This window comes from Rummeliibacillus sp. TYF005 (genome assembly GCF_003844195.1).
Lineage (GTDB): Bacteria > Bacillota > Bacilli > Bacillales_A > Planococcaceae > Rummeliibacillus.
Genome location: NZ_ML122548.1, coordinates 19,374 through 39,482, shown reverse-complemented (window position 1 = coordinate 39,482; position 20,109 = coordinate 19,374). Strand labels below are relative to the sequence as shown.

The 20,109-nt window shown below is 33.7% G+C and carries 25 protein-coding genes; 13 read left to right on the top strand and 12 right to left on the bottom strand.

Annotation, left to right across the window (positions count from 1 at the left end):
• Positions 1 to 579 precede the first annotated feature (579 nt).
• Both CW357_RS06450 and CW357_RS06445 read right to left on the bottom strand, forming a co-directional pair.
• The gene (locus tag CW357_RS06450; RefSeq protein WP_119414906.1) at positions 580 to 861 is read right to left on the bottom strand and encodes a hypothetical protein; all 282 of its coding nucleotides are present in this window, start codon (positions 859 to 861) and stop codon (positions 580 to 582) included.
• Positions 862 to 1,079: 218 nt separating this feature from the next.
• Positions 1,080 to 1,538, bottom strand: a complete 459-nt coding sequence (locus CW357_RS06445) for a VOC family protein (RefSeq protein ID WP_119414907.1) — start codon at positions 1,536 to 1,538, stop codon at positions 1,080 to 1,082.
• Positions 1,539 to 1,757: 219 nt separating this feature from the next.
• On the opposite strand from CW357_RS06445, the gene CW357_RS06440 reads away from it, so the two are divergent.
• From CW357_RS06440 to CW357_RS06420, 5 genes are all read left to right on the top strand, one after another.
• Positions 1,758 to 2,534 (top strand): class I SAM-dependent methyltransferase, encoded by a 777-nt coding sequence (locus CW357_RS06440; protein WP_119414908.1) that lies wholly within the window; start codon positions 1,758 to 1,760, stop codon positions 2,532 to 2,534.
• Between the two features lie 331 nt (positions 2,535 to 2,865).
• The gene (locus CW357_RS06435) at positions 2,866 to 3,390 is read left to right on the top strand and encodes a P-loop nucleotide/nucleoside kinase family protein (protein WP_119414909.1); all 525 of its coding nucleotides are present in this window, start codon (positions 2,866 to 2,868) and stop codon (positions 3,388 to 3,390) included.
• 18 nt (positions 3,391 to 3,408) lie between these two features.
• Complete coding sequence (locus CW357_RS06430; RefSeq protein ID WP_119414910.1) at positions 3,409 to 3,594, top strand: hypothetical protein; 186 nt, start codon at positions 3,409 to 3,411, stop codon at positions 3,592 to 3,594.
• Positions 3,581 to 3,865 carry a non-canonical purine NTP pyrophosphatase gene (locus tag CW357_RS06425; protein WP_119414911.1) on the top strand — a complete coding sequence of 95 codons (285 nt, stop codon included), beginning with the start codon at positions 3,581 to 3,583 and terminating at the stop codon, positions 3,863 to 3,865. Before CW357_RS06430 ends, CW357_RS06425 begins: the two co-directional genes overlap by 14 nt.
• A gap of 386 nt (positions 3,866 to 4,251) precedes the next feature.
• Positions 4,252 to 4,644, top strand: coding sequence for an NUDIX domain-containing protein (locus CW357_RS06420; RefSeq protein ID WP_119414912.1), 393 nt, complete (start codon positions 4,252 to 4,254; stop codon positions 4,642 to 4,644).
• Positions 4,645 to 4,773: 129 nt separating this feature from the next.
• On the opposite strand, the gene CW357_RS06415 is transcribed toward CW357_RS06420, so the two are convergent.
• On the bottom strand, positions 4,774 to 5,598 hold the full coding sequence (locus CW357_RS06415) for a non-homologous end joining protein Ku (RefSeq protein WP_119414913.1): 825 nt from the start codon (positions 5,596 to 5,598) through the stop codon (positions 4,774 to 4,776).
• 109 nt (positions 5,599 to 5,707) lie between these two features.
• Between CW357_RS06415 and CW357_RS06410 the strand changes: the two genes are divergently transcribed.
• Complete coding sequence (locus tag CW357_RS06410) at positions 5,708 to 7,537, top strand: DNA ligase D (RefSeq protein ID WP_124217645.1); 1,830 nt, start codon at positions 5,708 to 5,710, stop codon at positions 7,535 to 7,537.
• Positions 7,538 to 7,590: 53 nt separating this feature from the next.
• Here the strand turns inward: CW357_RS06410 and CW357_RS06405 are convergent, their stop codons facing one another.
• Both CW357_RS06405 and CW357_RS06400 read right to left on the bottom strand, forming a co-directional pair.
• Complete coding sequence (locus CW357_RS06405; protein ID WP_124217621.1) at positions 7,591 to 8,217, bottom strand: nitroreductase family protein; 627 nt, start codon at positions 8,215 to 8,217, stop codon at positions 7,591 to 7,593.
• Between the two features lie 185 nt (positions 8,218 to 8,402).
• Positions 8,403 to 8,765, bottom strand: a complete 363-nt coding sequence (locus CW357_RS06400) for a VOC family protein (RefSeq protein ID WP_119414915.1) — start codon at positions 8,763 to 8,765, stop codon at positions 8,403 to 8,405.
• A 181-nt stretch (positions 8,766 to 8,946) separates the two neighbouring features.
• Between CW357_RS06400 and CW357_RS06395 the strand changes: the two genes are divergently transcribed.
• The 3 genes from CW357_RS06395 (at position 8,947) to CW357_RS18185 (ending at position 10,128) form a co-directional block, all read left to right on the top strand.
• Positions 8,947 to 9,330, top strand: coding sequence for a YhfM domain-containing protein (locus CW357_RS06395; protein WP_119414916.1), 384 nt, complete (start codon positions 8,947 to 8,949; stop codon positions 9,328 to 9,330).
• A gap of 126 nt (positions 9,331 to 9,456) precedes the next feature.
• A complete protein-coding gene (locus CW357_RS06390; protein ID WP_119414917.1) occupies positions 9,457 to 9,783 on the top strand; it encodes a hypothetical protein in 327 nt (108 codons plus the stop codon).
• 168 nt (positions 9,784 to 9,951) lie between these two features.
• Positions 9,952 to 10,128, top strand: a complete 177-nt coding sequence (locus tag CW357_RS18185) for a hypothetical protein (RefSeq protein WP_164489556.1) — start codon at positions 9,952 to 9,954, stop codon at positions 10,126 to 10,128.
• 6 nt (positions 10,129 to 10,134) lie between these two features.
• Here the strand turns inward: CW357_RS18185 and CW357_RS06385 are convergent, their stop codons facing one another.
• Positions 10,135 to 10,428, bottom strand: a complete 294-nt coding sequence (locus tag CW357_RS06385) for a transposase (protein WP_119414918.1) — start codon at positions 10,426 to 10,428, stop codon at positions 10,135 to 10,137.
• Positions 10,429 to 10,592: 164 nt separating this feature from the next.
• Entirely contained in the window at positions 10,593 to 10,718 is a 126-nt protein-coding gene (prli42, locus tag CW357_RS06380) for a stressosome-associated protein Prli42 (protein WP_255416300.1), read from the bottom strand.
• Positions 10,719 to 10,813: 95 nt separating this feature from the next.
• On the opposite strand from prli42, the gene mce reads away from it, so the two are divergent.
• The 4 genes from mce (at position 10,814) to CW357_RS06360 (ending at position 14,903) form a co-directional block, all read left to right on the top strand.
• The gene (gene mce / locus CW357_RS06375) at positions 10,814 to 11,224 is read left to right on the top strand and encodes a methylmalonyl-CoA epimerase (RefSeq protein ID WP_119414920.1); all 411 of its coding nucleotides are present in this window, start codon (positions 10,814 to 10,816) and stop codon (positions 11,222 to 11,224) included.
• An 8-nt stretch (positions 11,225 to 11,232) separates the two neighbouring features.
• On the top strand, positions 11,233 to 12,786 hold the full coding sequence (locus CW357_RS06370; protein WP_124217620.1) for an acyl-CoA carboxylase subunit beta: 1,554 nt from the start codon (positions 11,233 to 11,235) through the stop codon (positions 12,784 to 12,786).
• A 482-nt stretch (positions 12,787 to 13,268) separates the two neighbouring features.
• Entirely contained in the window at positions 13,269 to 14,390 is a 1,122-nt protein-coding gene (locus CW357_RS06365) for a M20/M25/M40 family metallo-hydrolase (protein ID WP_119414923.1), read from the top strand.
• A 27-nt stretch (positions 14,391 to 14,417) separates the two neighbouring features.
• Entirely contained in the window at positions 14,418 to 14,903 is a 486-nt protein-coding gene (locus CW357_RS06360) for a chemotaxis protein CheW (RefSeq protein WP_119414924.1), read from the top strand.
• 76 nt (positions 14,904 to 14,979) lie between these two features.
• Here CW357_RS06360 and CW357_RS06355 read toward each other — a convergent pair whose 3' ends face one another.
• The 5 genes from CW357_RS06355 to CW357_RS06335 form a co-directional block, all read right to left on the bottom strand.
• A complete protein-coding gene (locus tag CW357_RS06355) occupies positions 14,980 to 16,155 on the bottom strand; it encodes a YbfB/YjiJ family MFS transporter (protein ID WP_119414925.1) in 1,176 nt (391 codons plus the stop codon).
• Positions 16,156 to 16,385: 230 nt separating this feature from the next.
• Positions 16,386 to 17,810, bottom strand: coding sequence for an NAD(P)-binding domain-containing protein (locus CW357_RS06350; protein ID WP_124217619.1), 1,425 nt, complete (start codon positions 17,808 to 17,810; stop codon positions 16,386 to 16,388).
• Between the two features lie 58 nt (positions 17,811 to 17,868).
• A complete protein-coding gene (uraH, locus tag CW357_RS06345; protein ID WP_119414927.1) occupies positions 17,869 to 18,201 on the bottom strand; it encodes a hydroxyisourate hydrolase in 333 nt (110 codons plus the stop codon).
• Between the two features lie 11 nt (positions 18,202 to 18,212).
• A complete protein-coding gene (gene uraD / locus CW357_RS06340; RefSeq protein WP_119414928.1) occupies positions 18,213 to 18,737 on the bottom strand; it encodes a 2-oxo-4-hydroxy-4-carboxy-5-ureidoimidazoline decarboxylase in 525 nt (174 codons plus the stop codon).
• On the bottom strand, positions 18,738 to 20,057 hold the full coding sequence (locus CW357_RS06335; RefSeq protein ID WP_119414929.1) for a nucleobase:cation symporter-2 family protein: 1,320 nt from the start codon (positions 20,055 to 20,057) through the stop codon (positions 18,738 to 18,740).
• Positions 20,058 to 20,109 lie beyond the last annotated feature (52 nt).

Sequence of the window (20,109 nt, the reverse complement as noted above, 5' to 3'; positions counted from 1 at the left end):
ACAAATTCTTTTTTGAACTTTACTACAATTACGTGATGAAAACAGTTGATATTCCCAAATGTGTAAAAATGAATATTAAGTTGGGTTTCTATTATTGTGAAGCACCCTGTATTCCGATGGAGGCTTTGTGACTAAGGAAGAATATGTTCGACAATTCCATACAAAGAAACAGACTGTATGTACTTTAAAATTAAAACAAAATAAAAAATGTATCACATTTTGAAGCACATTTTTAAACACTTCAAGTGGTACATTTTTATTAACTTTGGAAGCAGATGACTATGCCCTTACTCTGATCAAAGCAATCTGTTCGTAGGAGTATTGCGATTTTGACAGCATTCGCCAATGTACTAGGCTATATAACTTATTAAATCGATATAATCATCTGGTGGGTGACAATCTTATCAAACGCTGTTCATTAAATGTCACTATGTCATTCATTTTTTAGATGAATATAAGATGAATATAATAAAACGAATAAAAGTGTAGGGAATGATAATAGTATCGAGGAAGTATGTAGAAGAAAATATTGAAATACTTAATGGAGAAATAGCTTTAAATAATATAGAAGCTTTTCCTTTATTTAGGCCAAAACATTCCTCTTAACAAAGAATCGATGAATTCTTCTTGTGTTAAAAAAATAGTGAGACCAGGTGCAGCAATGCAAAATCGGCCATCTGGTTGATAAAAAACTGGAACTGACTCGTTGGTTTCATATAAAAGTATTTTCTGTTTCTTTAAATGAGTAACTTTCTTTAAGTCTTGTGTGATCTTGAATAGCTCTCCCCAGAACGGAAGATATGGTTTCTCTTGATATAAACTAATTACTTTTTTTAAGTCTTTTTGAATTTCGTTAATCATTTTCAGCCAACCTTAATAAATAAATTATTCTTTACACAAAATTTTATTATATTATATTAAACCAAATATTTAAATGGAGGATTTTTACAATCTATTAGTTTATGAATCTATAAGGATTAGTTCCCTAATTCTAAGCTGTTATAAATTTACCGACTGAACGTGTATTATAAAGATTGCTATTATGAACATTGTATAAAACAAAGTAAATGCATACTGTTTTATTCCTGCGTACGATTCCATTCTTCTAAAGTCATTTTTTCAAATGCTTCTTCAAAGTCTAATCTTAAAGGAGATATAAATTCAAGACTATTACCATCTAGATCTTCAAAATAGATAGCTGCGTGGGCTTGAGGATTATTATTTAATACAAGCGGCTGTTCTTCACCGGAAAACCCGAAAGCAGGTCTTATTGCTATTCCTTTTTCCTCTAACCAATTTTTAATGTTATTCATATCGTCTCTATCAATTTGAAAAGCAACATGTCTTAGCGATGGGTGATAAGGGGTGTTCACTTTATCAGTTTCCCATAAACCTAACCAACTCTTTCCCTTTTCAATCCAAAAAAATACAACCTTTTTTGATTGATATGCGATCTCTAAATCTAAATTTTGGTAAAACTCAATTGATTTTTGAAGATTACTAACTGGTAAATGAGCTTCGTATAAACCTTTAATCATTGGAACACAACCTTCTTTCAAATTATTTTGTATATTTTGAGTATAAAGGTAAGTTCAATCAGTTAACATACAACTTTGGGATGAACAAATAATGACTGATCGAATTGTAATAAGAAATAATTATTACTTTATATAAAAAACATAACTTATATTTATATATAATTATGGGGTAAAATGGAAATGTAATGAATCAAAAGAAGAGATGGGTGATGTTAAAGAATGGGTATTGATTTTCATAATAAAGAAATTCGAGATTCTTATACATCTAGAAATGCTCACAACTCATGGATTGAAGCAATAAGTAAACTTGTTCCTATCAAGGATATTTCTAAAGCTTTAGATATTGGATGTGGAGGAGGAATCTACTGCAAGGCACTTTCGGATAGGGGAGTCGATTCTGTCACTGGCATAGATTTCTCTGAACCCATACTTGAAGGGGCAAGAGAAAATTGCAAAGAATATAAAAACGTATTTTTTAAGAAAGGCAATGCTTATGAGACAGGTTTAGATAACAATAGTTTTGATCTACTACTTGAAAGAGCATTGATTCATCATATTGAAGATTTACATGCATGTTTTAAAGAAGCGTATAGAGTGTTGGAGGATAACGGATTTTATATTATCCAAGATCGAACCCCTGAAGATTGTTTGTTGGAAGGCACTAATAGCAATATTAGAGGATATTTCTTTGAGCTCTTTCCAAAATTAGTTGAAAAAGAAACGAAACGCAGACATGATAGTCATTTGGTAATCGAAAAACTAAAAGAAGTTGGATTTAAAGAAGTTACGGAACTTAAATTATGGGAAACACGAAAAGTTTACGAAAACAAAGAGCAATTGCTAAATGATTTAAAAGAAAGAACAGGTAGAAGTATTTTACATGAATTAGACAATAATGAATTAGACAAGTTGACCAATCATATTAATCAGTCAATCTCAATAGAGACCAACATTGTCGAAAAGGATAGATGGACGATTTGGATGGCTATTAAATAACTTTTTATTCTTTCAGGCATTTAGCTTTATGAATCCACTTACTGTAATATTTATACTACTACTAGGCTTTTTAGATATTTAAGAGGAATTACACGCAAAATGTAGAATATAAAATAATGGGGATTGTTATAAGAATATGGTTTATGAGCAATGCGAGGGCTCTATACCACTAAAATGCAGTCAAAGGCTTATTCATTAATAATTAGTTTTAACTCGTTTAAGAGCATCCTTATGGGTGCTCTTTTACATACATTTGCTGAATTAGTAAGCTAGGAAAGAAATATTACTAAATTTTTGAAGTAATAAGTGTGGGATAGAAAGGAATTTATACATGTTTTTTATTCAAATGTCTGGGTTTCCTGGATCGGGTAAATCTACATTAGCCTTAGAAATAGCTAATAGAACTAACTGTATTATTATTGATCATGATGTAACGAAATCAGCATTATTACATTCAATTAACGAAGATGAGATTAATGGAAAACCGCTAGGCGGAATCGCGTATAATATTGATTTTGCGTTAGTAGATTTTTATTTATCACAAGGAAGAAATGTTATCCTCGATAGTCCTTGTTTGTATGATGAATTGATCGATAAGGGGACTATAATCACTCAAAAATATAATGCTAATTATAAATATATTGAATGCTATCTCGATGATTTTGTTGAAATAAACAGGCGTTTAAAAACAAGGAATAAAATGGTTAGTCAAATTTCAGAGGTGAAATCACTAGAAACATTTAATCGGACGCTTAAAAGTAGTAAAAGACCATTAAATTGTAAATGCTTTTCGGTAAATAGTGGGAAATCATTAGATACATATATTAACGAAGTTATAGATTATATTAATAGTTAACGAGGAGTAGTGATACATATGCGTAATTTTAAAGTCGAACTAATTGTTATAGGGGAAGGAACGTTTGATGAAATGATCGATTTTGAAACAGTCCAACTGATGATGCAGTCAGAATACGTTACAATTGCAGGGAATACTATCAGAGTAAACTATAAAGAGGTTACAAGCGATGGTATCGTAAGGTTTAAAGGTGAAAGAATATAAAATAGAGAGAGAGAGAACAGCAGAGGAGCAAATGATGAAATTAGGGTTAGTCACTTCAAACATTGGAAAATATGAAGAATTCAAAAGGACATTAAAGAAAATCGAAAACCTTGAACTGATTTTGATAGACAACATATCGAATAGTAATGAAGGATCAAATATTGAAAAAAATGCTCAAACGAAAGCCCTGACTGGTAGTATGGAGGTGACATATCCAGTAATCGCAACTGATGAAGGATTATTTTTAGATTTTCTTCCAAAGTCAGAATAGCCTGGTGCATATATAAGAAGAATAATCGGACCATATGCAACAGATGAGGAAATTATTGAACATTACACTAATCTAATCGGCGAAAATAAGACTGGAACAGGGACAATTATAACTTCCTATGTTATTGCTTTTGGAGATAAAATTATTAATAAGGGATTGTATGTTCAAGAGTGTATATTTAAAACGCCTGCCTCAAGTGCGAGAATCACAGGAAGACCATTAGCATCATTACACTATTCTGAGGAGTTCAACAAATTTTATAGTGAATTGAGTGCTAAGGAAGCAATATATGAATAATGATTTTTATAAGGAAATCGTCAAATTCGTCTTACAAACTCTAAAAATATAACAATAGCAAGTTAACACGAAAGGACAAGATTAAATCCATGCGAGCAGGAACAGTTATTTATAACCCAAAGGAAAAAGAAGTACTACTTATTCATAGACTAAAAAACGGACGTGAGTATTGGGTTAATCCTGGTGGAACGGTTGAAGAGAACGAAAGTGCATTAGAAGCAGCTATTCGTGAAACTCATGAAGAAATTAATTTAAAATTATCACCTCAAGATCTTACAACATTTGTTGAATTTCAAACGACGAAGAAAGAAGTTTACTTTCTAACAGAGCTGTTTGAGAAAAGTGAATTTGAAATTCATGGAGAAGAAAAAGAGAGAAGTTCAGAAAATAATATTTATCAACCAACATGGGTTCCTATTTCTGAAATTCAACATATAGAGTTAGTTCCTGAAGAGTTGAAAAAATCGATAGTAGAAATGTAGAAAGAGTGGTCAATATGCTAACTAACAGTTCTTGAATAGATGGAAAGCCAACGTTTTGGGTGCACTTCACTTCAACGTTGGCTTTTTCTATACGGTGATTCAAAAACTGATTGAAGTTTCAAATTATCTTTAAGATGTCTTTTCTTTTAAAGTCTTTGTCCGTTTTCTTGGCGTTTTTTTCTTTGTCTTTTTCAATGATGCTTGGAGTGCGCTCATTAGATCTGTCACGTTATCAGGGAGTTCTTTTTCTACATTATTAGCTGTAACTGTGTTTTCGGCTTTTTTCTCTTCGATTAAGTCTAAGAGAGCAGTTCTATAATCATCTGTATATTTATCCGGATCAAATGTTGTGGTTAGTTGATCAACGAGCATCAATGCCGTTTCAAGTTCTTTTTCCACAACTATTTGTTCGGAAGGTATATTTGGTACATCGCTAATGCTTCGGACTTCATCTGGATAATGGATGGTTTCCATTACTAAAGTATTTTTATAAACACGTAGGGCAGCTAATTGTTCTTTTGAGCGAATAATAATCTTAGCTACGCCAATTTTCCCGGAATCCTCTAGTGTCTTACGTAGAAGCGTATAGGCTTTTGAACCTGTTGCATCTGGAGAGATATAATAGCTTCTTTCAAAATAGATGGGATCGATTTCTTCTAGTTTAACAAAATCGATAATTTCAACAGCTTTATCTTCATTTTCTTTCCTCAAATTTTCTAAGTCCTCTGCATCTAATACGACAAATTTGTTTTTTGTATACTCGTAAGCTTTAACGATATCCGCTTCTTCCACTTCTTTGCCGCAACTTTCACATACCTTTTTATAACTAATAGGTGTATGGCATTCTTTATGCAGTTGACGTAACTTTACATCCTTATTTTCAGTAGCAGCATGTAATTTAATCGGAATGTTGACTAAACCAAAGCTGATACTACCTTTCCAAACTGTATGCATATTTTCACTCACCTTCTTTTCCTTATTATTGAAGACATTAGTTGTTTTTATGTATTAGATATTCGAATTGTTCAAAAGCTATTAAAAAAGCGTGAAGGTTGGATGGATGTTGAAACCGATGTTATTAACTCAATCAGATGAAATACCTAGTGGAGAGGATTGGATCTATGAAACAAAATATGATGGATTTCGCTGTATATTAGAATGGGTAGATGAACCTGTTTTAATCAGTCGAAATGGAAAAAATTTAAATCCTCACTTTCCAGAAATACTAGATTATTTACAAGAAATAAAAGATCAAATAAGTTCTTATTTGCCACTAAAAGTAGACGGAGAATTAGTATCCTTATCCAATAATTTCAAAAGTCAATTTTCAGTCGTGCAACTTCGTGGGAGATTGAAAAGTCAAAATTCCATTAATAAAAACGCTCATCAATTTCCGTGTCATTACGTCGTGTTTGATCTTCTAGAACGAAAAGGGGAGGATGTAACAAATTTAGAATTGATAGAAAGAAAGGAATTATTAAAGGAATTATGTGGGAGTGTGAACATCCCAACTTCTATTAATTATGAAGACAAAAGACGAGTTCAACTGATTGATGATTTTTTGGATGCCAGTAAGTTGTGGACAATTATAAAGATTCATAACGGAGAAGGTCTTATAGCGAAAAAAAGAAAAAGTACTTGGATGAGTGGTACTAGAACGACCAATTGGTTAAAAATAAAAAATTGGTTTTACGTAACAGTTATAGTAACCAAATTTGATAAGAAGAATGGCTACTTTACTGGAGCCGTATATCAGGATGATGCTCTTGTTGAAGTTGTTTTATTTCGTCATGGTTTAAAAGAAGAAGAGTTCAATGTATTAAAGAAGTTATTTGAAGACAGTGGGACTAAGTTAAAGAACGAAGTATGGGAGTTAGCGCCATCTTTTTGTGTAGAAATTGCTTGTATTGATTTTCTTGGGGGAATGTTGAGGGAACCAAGATTTCATACATTTAAACTTAATGTTGAACCAGAAGAATGTACTTGGGAAAAGATGCTACATCAACTTAAACCGATACCTGAATCTGTTCAAATTACGCATCCTGATAAGCCCATTTTCCAATCTATAGGGATAGTTAAAGAAGATTATCTTTATTATTTACAAAGTGTAGCGCCATTAATGTTATCCTTTCTTCGTAATAGACCATTAACACTTATTCGTTATCCGCATGGTGTACCCGGTGAGAGCTTTTACCAAAAGAGTAGTCCGGAAAAAGTGCCTGATTTTGTTTCTACAGCATTTGTAGATGATACGCACTTTATCCTTTGCAACAATATTGAAACACTTTTATGGTTGGGCAATCAGTTGGCTATCGAGTTTCATATCCCGTTCCAACCTATTCAGACGGTTTATCCTACGGAAATTGTGTTTGATCTAGATCCACCTTCAGTTGATGAATTTTCTTTAGCAGTTGAAGCAGCTCTTCAACTAAAAGCTATTTTTGATCAGTTTGAGTTAAAGTCGTTTATCAAAACATCAGGCGGTAAAGGTATGCAAATTTATATTCCAATACCAAAAGATACCTTTTCATATGAACAGACAGGATTATTCACAAAATTTGTATGTGATTTTTTGGTCGAACAAAATCCAAAATGGTTTACTATCGAGCGCTTAAAAAAGAATCGTCATAACAAGCTTTACTTAGACTATGTTCAACATCGTGAAGGAAAGACAATCGTTGCACCCTACTCACCGAGGGGAAATGCTCAGGGACTAATTGCAACACCTTTACATTGGGATGAAGTGAACCGTTCGCTAAAACCTCAAATATTTTCAATCCCAAATGTTCTAGCACGTATTAAGGAACAGGGGAATCCATTCCTTCCATTTAGAGACGTAGTTGTAGAAAATGAGCAATCGCTAAATAAAGTACTTCAGCAATTACAGCATTAATTGAAATAAAAAAAGAGCATTCCGGTAATGGAGTGCTCCTTTTTTAGTAAGTGTTAGATGAATTTAGCAATTTTATCTAATGGTAAACGAGAAGTACCATATGCAGGTGCAACTGCTTTACCAATTGCAATAAGTAAAACTGGTTTTATATGATTTGGCAATTCGAATTTTTCAGCAAATGCTTTTTTGTTAAAACCACCCATTGGAACTGTATCATATCCCATATCTCTTGCAAGAAGCATAATTTGCATAGAGATTAAGCCAGCATCAAAAGTAGCGATGTTTGTTAAAATTTCTTCTGGAAGATTTGAATATAATTTTAATGAGTTTTCAATCATCATATTTTTTATATTTTCATCCATATAACCTAATTCGAAATTCTTATTGTAAATTTCTTCAGTATTGTTGTACATTTCGATATCGCCCAAAACAGCAATAATTGCTGAGGCAGTTTCTACTTGTTCTTGGTTATTTGAAATTTTGCGTAGCTCTTTTTTTACTTGATCGTCTTGAATAACTAGAAAACGCCAAGGTTGTAGGTTACTTGATGATGGTGCAGTTGCGGCTTCTGTTAAAAGTTCCTCTAATTGAGATTGTGGAATTTTGAATTGAGGATCATATTTACGTACGGATTTTCTTTCGTGCATTACTTTATTTAAAGTACTTTGTGTTAGTGTCATTTTTTACGCTCCTTAATCTATCATGTTGAGATTCTACTATACGACATTCCCTTTTAAAATCCAAGTAAGTTGCTCAAACTAATATAAATTAGAATTGTTTATATAGAAAGTGAATTTTTGAAATAATAAAAAGCATAATCACTTAAAATTATGCTTGAATGTATGAATGAGTTTAGGATGAAAATCTATTGGAATTCTAAAATTTCAATATGATTTCCAAAAGGATCTTGAATTACATTGAAAATACCTGGAGGACATTTTTGTGGTTCTTTAAACAATAATTCAATGCCTCTTTCTTGCAATTCCTTCATATCAGCGGGTAAATCGTTTGAGCGGATTCCTAAAACCGTTTGGGCATTTTCAAAATAATTGAGTGTATTTTCTTTTTCTGCTTTTTCTAGAATGATGGAGTGACCATCAAAACTCAATTCTACAATATTCTCACCATAATTTTTTTCTAAGTTAAAGCCTAATCCATCACAATAAAATTTAACTGCCTTTTCTACATCATTTACTTTGATAGAAATCATGCAAAGTGATAGTTCCATGTTTCAACACTCCTTTTTAATAGTCGCTATGTGTAAATTTCTCTAATGATATTTCAAATACCTTTAATCATACAAAATTCTATTTTAAGAATTTTGTGTTGCAAAAAAATAAATATATAATATGTAATAAAATGTAACTAATTTAATTATTATCCGTCTTAATAAAGGGGAGGTGTAAAGGATGAATGTAAAAGGGTACCTATTCATTCTTATTTGCTGTTTAAGTTTAGTTGCTTGTAATACTGAAAAAAATTCATCAGAAGTTGTAAAGAGCGTTGAAATTCAGGAAACAATTGATTTTTCGAAAGTAAAACCTAATTCTCTAAAGACTATTTCAAATGATGAACAAATCCACATTATTCAAAATGCATTGAACAGAGCTAAAAAAATAGAAGGAATCGTAGATATTGGTTCTCCACAATATAAGATTAAGTTAAAGGATACGGAATATTTCTTGTGGATGAATAGTGATGATACGGCAACGATTATGAATATAAAAGATACTAATACTATCTATAAAATTGATTCGGCTAAAAAGTTAAGAGAAGTAATTGAAAACCTTTAAGACGTACTTCTATATTGCAATTAGAAGCTAGTGTTAATTTTTATCCTTCTGAAAATTTTTTATCATAAATCTTCTATCAATTAAATAATCTAATACTAGATTTAAATTTAGTAGGAGGGGAGTAAATTGGTAGAAGAACGACAAACAAAAGATACAGCTACAGTAGTTATGGATGAAATTGTAAGTAAAATTCAACAATTTGATGAAGACTCTATTCAATCATTCGACCGCCAAAGATTTTTGGCTCAAAAAAGACAAATACTAGTGAATGCTTATGGCAAAACGAGTAGTGGCATGACTCAACTGATTATGAATGATATGATCAATGAAATCGATCAAGAAATTGCTCACCTCGATGAAAATACTCGTTTATGTAATCAACACAAAGACTATTATATCGAAATTTTGAGAGTTGTGAGAGAATCGGTTGAAGAGTTAAAATTAGTGAAATAATTATGTTAGGGTTATCCCATAAGAAAAAAACTTCAGGGATAGCCCTTTCTTTCTATAATAAATGTCTGCTCTATATCGCAGTAATTTCATTTTTAAATTATAAAAATACATAAAAAGGCAACATAAAGGAAAAAGTAATACGAAGATTATAAACGAAAGGTGAGGCAATTGGGATTTACGGAATTTTTGACTATTATTTTAATCGTACTGAAATTAGTAGGTGTTCTCAATTGGTCTTGGTGGTTAGTACTAATTGTAGAAATAGTGGCTATTAGTATATATATTATTGTCTGGATGGTTTGGTTGTTCTATTACGTAAAGCTTAAACAAGAAAAAAATACTTAAATGGCTTCAATCTTTTGTTTCTTCAATTGTAAGTAAGATTAATCTGTATATGAAATATATACCTAGATATCCACCAGTGGCTAAGAAAAATGGATTTAAGAAAATAGCATGGATGGTAGTCATAAATACGGCATTTTCTTTAATAATTTGATAAATAGAAGTCGAAGCAATATCACCAAAAATAACAATAGCTATTAAAGCAAGTATATTAAAAATGAAACGGAAAGTTTTTATTTTTAATTGTAGGAAGAACATAACAAGTGGTAAGACAATGCTGGAAATAATAAGTAATACTTTCATAAGAACTAGCTCCTATCAGAAAAAAGTTGTTAAAACAATTTATTTCCTTTCTAGAAGTAGTTTATACGAAAATAGTACGGGATTTTAAACATTGTTTTTAGATTTAGCAATGACAGAAATATTACAGCAGACCCATTATAGGTTAGATAGATCTGCTGAATTTACTAATTAATCATTGCTAAACCGAAAGTTAACATTGAAAGGACCATAATGGCTGCCATCAATATTACAACAATTTTCTGGATTTTCTTATTGCTCATTCTCGTTCTCTCCTTTTTTTCTTTAAAAATATTTTATCAAATATATTTTATTTAACAAGTACTAGAGTTTTCTGAAAAATTTATGTACAATTGTGTTATACAACATAGAAGGAGTTGGGGGACTAATGGAGAATGTTGATCATATTGGTATAGCGGTCAAGGACTTAGATGAACGCGTTACATATTATACAAATGTGTTAGGTATGAAGCTAATCAATGTAGAAGAAGTAGAGTCTGAGAAAGTAAAAGTTGCATTTATCGATGCGGGAAACACACATATTGAACTGTTAGAACCACTCACAAAAGAAAGCGCTATCTATAAATATTTGGAAAAGCGTGGTGAAGGCATCCATCATATAGCACTAGCCGTTACTGATATAGAACAAGAAATGGCTAGAATGCGTGAAGAAGGAGCTCGCCTGTTATCTGAAGAACCTAAAATTGGAGCGGGTGGAGCAAAGGTTGTTTTCATTCACCCTAAATCATCATATGGAGTACTTTACGAATTAGTAGATAGAAGTCAAACAAAGGAGTAATCAGTTAAATGGATATGTACGATAAAATCAATGAATTGTATGATCGTAAAAGTGAAATCAAACTTGGCGGTGGTGAAGCCAGAATCGAAAAGCAACATAACAAAGGTAAATTGACAGCTCGTGAACGTATCGACTTATTACTAGACGAAGGAACTTTCGTTGAGATCAATCCTTTCGTAAAACACCGTACAGTAGATTTTGGTATGGATAAGAAAGAGGGACCTGGTGATGGGGTTGTTACTGGTTATGGTAAAGTAAATGGTCGTCCTGTCTACCTATTCTCACAAGACTTTACAGTGTTCGGTGGTGCACTTGGGGAAATGCACGCTCAGAAAATTGCGAATGTTATGGATTTAGCAGCTAAAAACGGAGCTCCATTTATTGGTATTAATGATTCAGGTGGCGCTCGTATTCAAGAAGGCGTATTATCTCTTGACGGCTACGGTCACATTTTCTATAGAAACTCCATCTATTCGGGTGTAATTCCACAAATCTCTGTAATCATGGGACCATGTGCAGGTGGTGCTGTTTATTCTCCAGCAATCACTGACTTTATCCTAATGGTTGATAAAACATCACAAATGTTCATCACTGGACCAAAAGTTATCGAAACAGTTACAGGTGAAAAAATTTCATCTGAAGGTCTTGGTGGTGCAAAAGTTCACAACTCTGTAAGTGGTAATGCACATTTCCGTGCAGCAGATGAAGAAACAGCAATTGAACAAATCAAACAATTGCTTAGCTACTTACCACAAAACAATACGGAAAAAGCTCCAGTTGTGAAAGTTGAAAAAGAAGAAGATGACAACTTCCGTTCTGAATTATTGGATCTTGTACCTGTCGACCAAACAAAAGCATATGACGTACGTAAAGTTATTGAACAAGTAGTAGATAAAGATTCCTTTATGGAAGTTCAAAAAGACTTTGCAAAAAATATTGTCGTTGGTTTTGCACGAATTGACGGAGAATCAGTTGGTCTAGTTTGTAACCAACCAAAAGTACTTGCTGGCGGTTTAGATATCAATTCTTCTGATAAACTTGCTCGCTTTGTTCGTACTTGTGATTCTTTCAACGTACCGATTATTACTTTCGAAGACGTTTCAGGCTTCTTCCCAGGTGTTAAACAAGAACACGGCGGAATCATCCGTCACGGTGCAAAAATCCTATTTGCTTATTCAGAAGCAACTGTTCCGAAAATTACAGTTATTCTTCGTAAAGCTTATGGCGGTGCGTATGTTGCTCTTAACTCTAAATCTATTGGGGCAGATATGGTATATGCATGGCCAAACGCTGAAATCGCAGTAATGGGTGCATCTGGTGCAGCAAATATCATCCATGCAGGTGAAATTGCAAAATCAGCAGATCCTGAGGCTACACGTGCTCAAAAAATTGAAGAATATAAAGAAAAATTTGCAAATCCATATGTTGCAGCATCTCACGGCTTAGTAGACGATGTCATCGATCCTCGAGAAACTCGTATCAAACTAATGCAATCACTTGAAATGCTACGTACGAAAAAAGAATCAAGACCTTATAAAAAACACGGGAATATTCCTTTGTAAGGTAAAAGTACAAAACGCCTCAGGTCATGAGGCGTTTTTCTTTTGGAATCATATAGGTCATATTCACGAATATTTTGGTCCAATCCACGGGAAATAGGATCCAATCCACGGGAAATTAAGAGTAATCCACGTAGTTTCGGACTCAATCCACGCAAAAACAAACTGAATCCACGTTCCGGACAATTCAAGTCTTAAAAAGATACTCCCAAAAATAAACTCAATAAATAAGTACCCAAAATTCAATTTTTCCTGACAATTTAAGTCACTTAAAAGCAACTTCAAAAACAACTCAATCCTCAATAAATAAGCCCCCAAAAGTCAACTCGTTCGGACCATTTAAGACTCTAAGATATCCTTAAAAGTGTGAAAAAATTACAAACTTCAATATATAAAGCAACAGATAGATGATTTCTTAGCTTTTTGTGATAAAATTGTGAAGGAATAAGGTAGCAATACTACCATATATAAAGGAGTCTTGAATGATGCCAAGTCGTATCGTAGAAGAGTTTTTAGAATTAGTACAAATTGATTCAGAAACTTATCATGAAGAAAAAATTTCACCTGTATTAAAAAGTAAATTAGAAGCATTAGGTTTCGACGTTTATGAAGATGATGCAGCTAGCCGTAACGGTCATGCATCTGGTAACTTAATCGCCACACTTAAAGGTACATTAAAAGATGTTCAACCAATTTACTTTACATCTCATATGGATACAGTAGTACCAGGTGTAGGTATTAAACCGATTATTAAAGAAGACGGATATATTTACTCAGATGGCACAACAATCCTTGGCTCTGATGACAAAGCAGGACTTGCAGGATTATTAGAACTAGCTAAACGATTAAAAGAAGAAAAAATCGAACATGGCGATATTCAATATGTGATTACTGCTGGTGAAGAATCAGGTCTTGAAGGTGCAAAAGAATTAGACCATGAAAAAGTATATGCAAAATATGGATTTGCTGTCGATTCAGATGGTAAAGTCGGCGAAATCGTAACAGCTGCACCTTTCCAAACAAAAATTTTCACAACAATCAAAGGTAAAACTGCACATGCAGGAGTAGAACCTGAAAAAGGAATTTCAGCAATCACAATCGCTGCAAAAGCAGTAGCACGCATGAAATTGGGACGCATTGACTCTGAAACAACTGCCAATATTGGTCGTTTTGAAGGCGGTAAAGCAACAAATATCGTATGTGATGAAGTTTCTGTTTTATCTGAATGTCGCTCATTGAACGAAGCAAAACTTGTTGCTCAAGAAAAACATATGAAAGAAGCTTTTGAATCTGCAGCGAAAGAAATGGGCGGAGAAGCAGAAGTTGAAGTAAAACGTATGTATCCTGGTTTCCACTTTGGCCCAGATGATTTAGTCGTTAAAGTTGCACAAGAAGCAGCAAAAAATATCAGCCGTGAACCAAAATTAGTACAATCTGGTGGCGGTAGTGATGCAAACGTAATCGCTGGATATGGTATCCCAACAGTTAACTTGGCAGTAGGTTATGAAAAAATCCACACAACAGAAGAACGAATTCCTGTTGAAGAATTAGAAAAATTAGCCGATTTATTAGTTGAGATTGTAAAATGCTCAGCTAAAGTAAAATAATTTTATCTATGAAGAGAGTGTGAATTTATGCCAAGTACGAAAGTTGTTGTTTTTAGAAGCGGACAAGAGGAATATGCAGTTCCTGTTGAAAAAGTAGTATCAATTGAAAAATTTGAAAAAGTAAACCGAATTCCACATATGCCTGATTATGTATTAGGTTTAATTAAAGTTCGTAACGAACTACTACCAATTCTTGATTTTGAACAAATTTTATATAATCGCAAAGCCAATTCATCGGATGCTAAAATCATTATTCTTCAAACTGAAGACTTTGTATATGGACTTTTAGTCTTGGAAGCAAAAGAGATTTTAGATATAGAAGAAGATAAGCTTAAACAAATTGGACTTGTAAATTATGCAAAAACACAATATTTTAGTGCAGTGGCTAATTTAGAGAATCGAATGATTACAATTGTATCACCTGATGTATTAGTGAATACATTAGATGGTATTAAGGAATTGAAAGAATACATGAATTCTCTAACTGAAGAAGAACTGCAAGCAATGGTATAAAATTCAAATCAAAAATAGAGCGTATTAGAGAACATCTCTAATACGCTTGTTTTTTGAGCAATTGTAAGTCAATTTGCTATATGGTAGATGTTTTGGCATCCAACTTTAATTGAGTGAATTTTTTTCCAAATAACAGTAAGCAGAGAGAGAAAAAAACAACGCTACTAGCAAAAATGAGTGCACTATTATAGGTTCCATAATATGTAGTTAGTTTCCCAGCAATAAGTGGGCCAATGATTTGACCGAAAGCATAATAGGTAGTTAAGGTGGAAACGACGGTTGCACTTTTTGTTGGAAATAGCTCTCTGCAATAGGAAGTTGTTAAAACAACAATACCAACAAAAGTAACACCAAAAAGGAGAGCTGAGCACATTACACCGATGACCGATTGTGAAAGAACGGGCAACAGCATTCCAATGACTTGAAGAATATAAGCAATCGCTAGAATGAGTATTGGTTTGAACTTAGTCATTAAAATCCCCCATATAGGTGCGGAAGGAATAGCACCTATCCCAACAAATACCCAAGCGTAACTTGCATACTTGTGCAAACTTGGTATTTCGTTGATCATATCGACTAAAAAGGTCCCTGTAATAATATAGCCAAGTCCCTCTAGTCCGTACGCAAAGATCATCCATGGCATAAAGCCAGACCAAATTTTTTCAGACTTCACTGTATTGCTTTGTGGTAATGTAGGATTTTCTAATTTTCTCCATAAAAAATGATTGATACATATAAACAAACCAGATAATATACCGAGTCCTATAAAAGCACCTTGCCAAGCGAAGAATTGTTGTAGGTAGGGTACTAAAATGCCTGAAAGAGCGATGCCAATACCAATTCCACTAAACACATAACCAGACCATTTTGTTAAAAAATGTTGCGCTAAATAATCGAGAAGTATACTAGATGTTAAAACGAAGATGAGGCCCCCGGTAATACCATTGATTAAACGTAAAAACAGCCAAACAAAGAAATGATCAATAACGCCCATAGCGATGATTGAAAGTACACATAACCAAGCGTTCATCACAAGTTTGCCTTTTCTGTTTTTAATAAACCCTGCCCATAAAGCACCGATAAAATAGCCAATATAATTTGCCGAAGCCAACCAACTACCCTTTTCAACCGACATTCCTTCAGCTTCTCGCATAAAAGGTAAAATAGGAGTAAACGAAAATCGCCCAATTCCCATTGCAACAGCCAAAAATAAAATCGCCCCAATAATTACACCCATATGCTGTCGATTCAATAAATCACCCCACTTATAAGTAAAAAAATGACATTAACGAATAAAAATAGTATAACTTATTGGACGATATTGGTAAATGACGAATTGGAAATTCTAATACTAGTTCGGATAAAAAGGTCATATTTGCAGTTAAAGCATCAGAAAAGGGGGACAAACTAAATATTAATCGAGTTTGTCCCCCAGTATTAAATATACTAAATAACTTTATAAATCTAGAAAGAGATTCAGAACTAAACAATCTCTTTGGTGATTTGTAAATCAGCAACAAATTCCACTTGGTCGTAATCAAAATATTCTTGAAGAATTTTTTTCTGATCATCTTTAAATAACTCATCAGCAATCCCTTTTACAAGCTTTGGAACTGCGAATCGCAATCCTGATAATGCTGAAGCGGACACGCCATTACTGATAAGTGCAGAATAATTAAATGCAAATATCCCATATAAAGCAGATACACCTTCAGGACAATTAGCCACAAAAGAAAATTCAGGTGTTAAATAAGGATGCAGATCAATAAGTTTATTTGCAATATCCGGATGTGCTTTATAGATATCGCCCCAACGTGTGATATAAGGTTCTACTATTTTAAGTTCTGGCCGTAAAGCAGGATCTGTTACAAGTCCAGTACTAATTATTAAATAGTCGAATATAAATTCTTGATGGGGTGTTTTTACGATGATTCCTTCTTTTGAATCTTGGACTTCTAGCCACGGCGAGCCTAAATGCAGATGAAATCCTTCCTTTGAACTTGCTCGTGTAAAAGTATCGTTTGTAGGTGGTTGATTGAATTTGAAAAAATGAGACATGACAGCATATTTGTCGTGATCGGATAGTGTATGAAAGCGACTAATAATGCCAGAGCTTTCTAATTTCCGCATAGGGTTTATACGTGGGAGTTCTTTTCTACGGGCAAAGACATGAGCTTCACGAATTCCTGATGCTAAGGCAAAATTGGCATTATCAAAAGCAGAAGCTCCTCCGCCTAATATGCCGACTTTTTTACCTTTTAAAGAAGAAAAATCAATAGTTTCAGAAGTATGGGCATAACGAGACTTTGGTAAATTATCTTTGATTAATGCAGGGGTATGCCATTCACCGCCTCCTTGAATGCCTGTTGCAAGCACCACTTTTCTTGCGAGAATGGAAGAATAGGTACTCGCTTTTTTAACTGAAATTCGATTAAGCTCTTTATCAATCGGTTCGATTAAAGTGACACGTACATTATTTTCGACGGGTAATGAGAGGATTTCACGATACCATTTCAAATAATTCATCCAGTCAGTTCTTGGTATTTTATCAATCTTGTCAAAACCTTCTATACCGTATTGTGCGGTCCACCATGATTGAAAGGATAGTGATGGAACGCCAAGCTCGATAGAAGGGAGGTCTTTTGGTGTACGCAATGTCCTCATGCGAGCATATGTTATCCATGGGCCTTCAAACCCTTTCTTATTTTCATCTAAAATAAGAATATTTGTAATGCCTTCCTTTAGAAGTCCGAATGCTGCACTTAAACCACTTTGACCACCACCGATAATAACAACATCATATACATGGTCACCGTTATAAGATCGTGGTTTCACCCAAGTAGGTTGAGCGTATCCAATGTACGAAAGATCTACTAATACTTGTTTATTTAAAGCTTCTAGGCTCATCTAAACCAATCCTTTCCATTTTAAAATAGAAATCTAGTTAAAATATCAAAGTTCTTATTTAACTTCCCCTGTATACTTGATAGCTCCAAGGCGTTACTAGTAACGGCACGTGATAATGACTGTCCTTTTCAATCGTAAATCGTACTGGTATTGTAGATAAGAAAGGAGAAACCGGTAGAGGAACCCCTTTTGACTGAAAATAAGTATCGATATGAAAGACGAATTCATATGTACCTCGCTCGAAAGGTTTGTTGATAGTGGGGGTACATCTCCCGGATTCGTCTGTTTCGACTGTTAAAAGGAATTGATGATTGAAATATACATCTACTTGCACATTTTGGGCGGGTTTCCCATGATATAAATCTAGAACATGTGTTGAAAGTGAAGTCATTGGTTTTCTCCTTATTCAGTAATTTTGATTGGATTCATTTTTTCGATTAATTGAACGAATCTCAATTCAGCGATTCGATTAATTTCTTTTAAAGCAGTTTTAAATTCTTCATCGTAGCTGTTTGCTAGTCGTAATTTCATCATTTGTAAAATTTCTGATTTCGTGTGATCTGCAACTGCAATGATAAATGGAAAGTGAAACTTTTCTTGATAACTGTTATTACAAGTTAAGAATTCATGATACTCATCACTATTAAGTGCATTTAATCCTGCTTTTTGTTGCTCTTCAGTAGAGGTACTACTCATTTTTATTTTTTTCCCAAGCTCTGGATGTGCTCGGATTAAAGCTAATTTTTTTTCGAAAGGAGCATGGTCTAAAACTTGCTGCATTGTTTCTAAAATGTCACTTATTTGGTCAAATGGTCTACTTACTACTGCTTCTTGAGGAATCCAGGGCGACGATTCGTAAATGTCTTGAAAGAGTTCTATAAACTTCTCTTCTGAAGAATGATTAATCATCTCTAAAGGTTGCTTCATTTAGTTTCCTCCTTGTGATGCAAGTGAAATATCTTTACTGGTTTCAACTGATTTTTCTTTATGAGATAAAAGGAGATTTAATAGCATAGCTGCTAAACTACCTGTGATGATTCCATCACCAAATAGAGTTTTGATAAAGGATGGTAAGCTTGAGAATAATTCAGGAACAACAGTGGTACCTAGTCCTAAAGAGATGGAAATAGCAATGATTAATAAATTGTTTTGGTTTGTAAAATCTACAGTGGTTAGCATTTTAATACCAGATGATACAATCATTCCGAACATGACAACTGTTGCTCCACCTAAAACAGCAGTAGGTATTAATGTAGCAAGTGCAGCAATTTTAGGGACAAGTCCAAGTAGAACTAATATTAAACCAGCTGCAATTGTAACTTTGCGGTTTCTTACACCAGACATTTGGACAAGACCGACGTTTTGTGCAAATGTACTATAAGGGAAAGCATTGAAAATTCCACCAAGCATAAAGGCAAGCCCTTCTGCACGATAACCTTTTTCGAAATCTTGTGGTGTCAGTTTTTTATTTGTAATATCACCAAGAGCTAAAAAGGCGCCTGTTGACTCAATCATAATGACAATACCTACAATAAGCATTGTTATAATTGGAACGATATCAAATTGTGGAATTCCAAAGAAAAATGGCGTTGGGAAATGAGCCCAAGAAGCTTCTTTTACAGTAGTAAAATTTAATGGATTCATAAAACTAGAGATAACGGTACCGACGAAAATACCAACAAGAACAGCTATAGAACGCCAAAAACCTTTACCAAAGTACTGAATGATTAATATGATTCCTAAAGTAGCGATTGATAAGATTAGGTTTTGGGCAGAGCCGAAATGAGGGCTACTTGCACCTCCAGCCATATTCTTAACGCCTGTTGGAATTAGAGAAAGTCCAATGATCATAACTACTGTTCCTGTTACAACTGGGGGAAACAACTTGATGATATGGCTAAAGTATTTTGCGAATAGCACGATGACTAAGCCGGTAACAATAATAGCTCCATAAATAGATGTTATGCCATACTCTTTGCCAAGTGTGATCATCGGTGTAACTGAGACAAATGAAGTCCCTAAAACAACAGGTAATCCAATACCAAAGTATTTATTGCGCCACATTTGCAGTAAGGTAGCTAAACCACAAGTAGATAAGTCGATGGCAATTAAATAAGCAAGTTGTGTGGGAGATAAACCGAGTGCGCCTCCTACAATAATAGGTACTAGCATTGCACCTGCGTACATTGCTAAAACATGCTGTAATCCTAGTGAGACAGCTTTCGAATGACTGAGTTGGTTCTTCATAAAAATCCCTCCACTTTAAATGTTAAATTCTCTAACTTAAAACGTTAGCTTT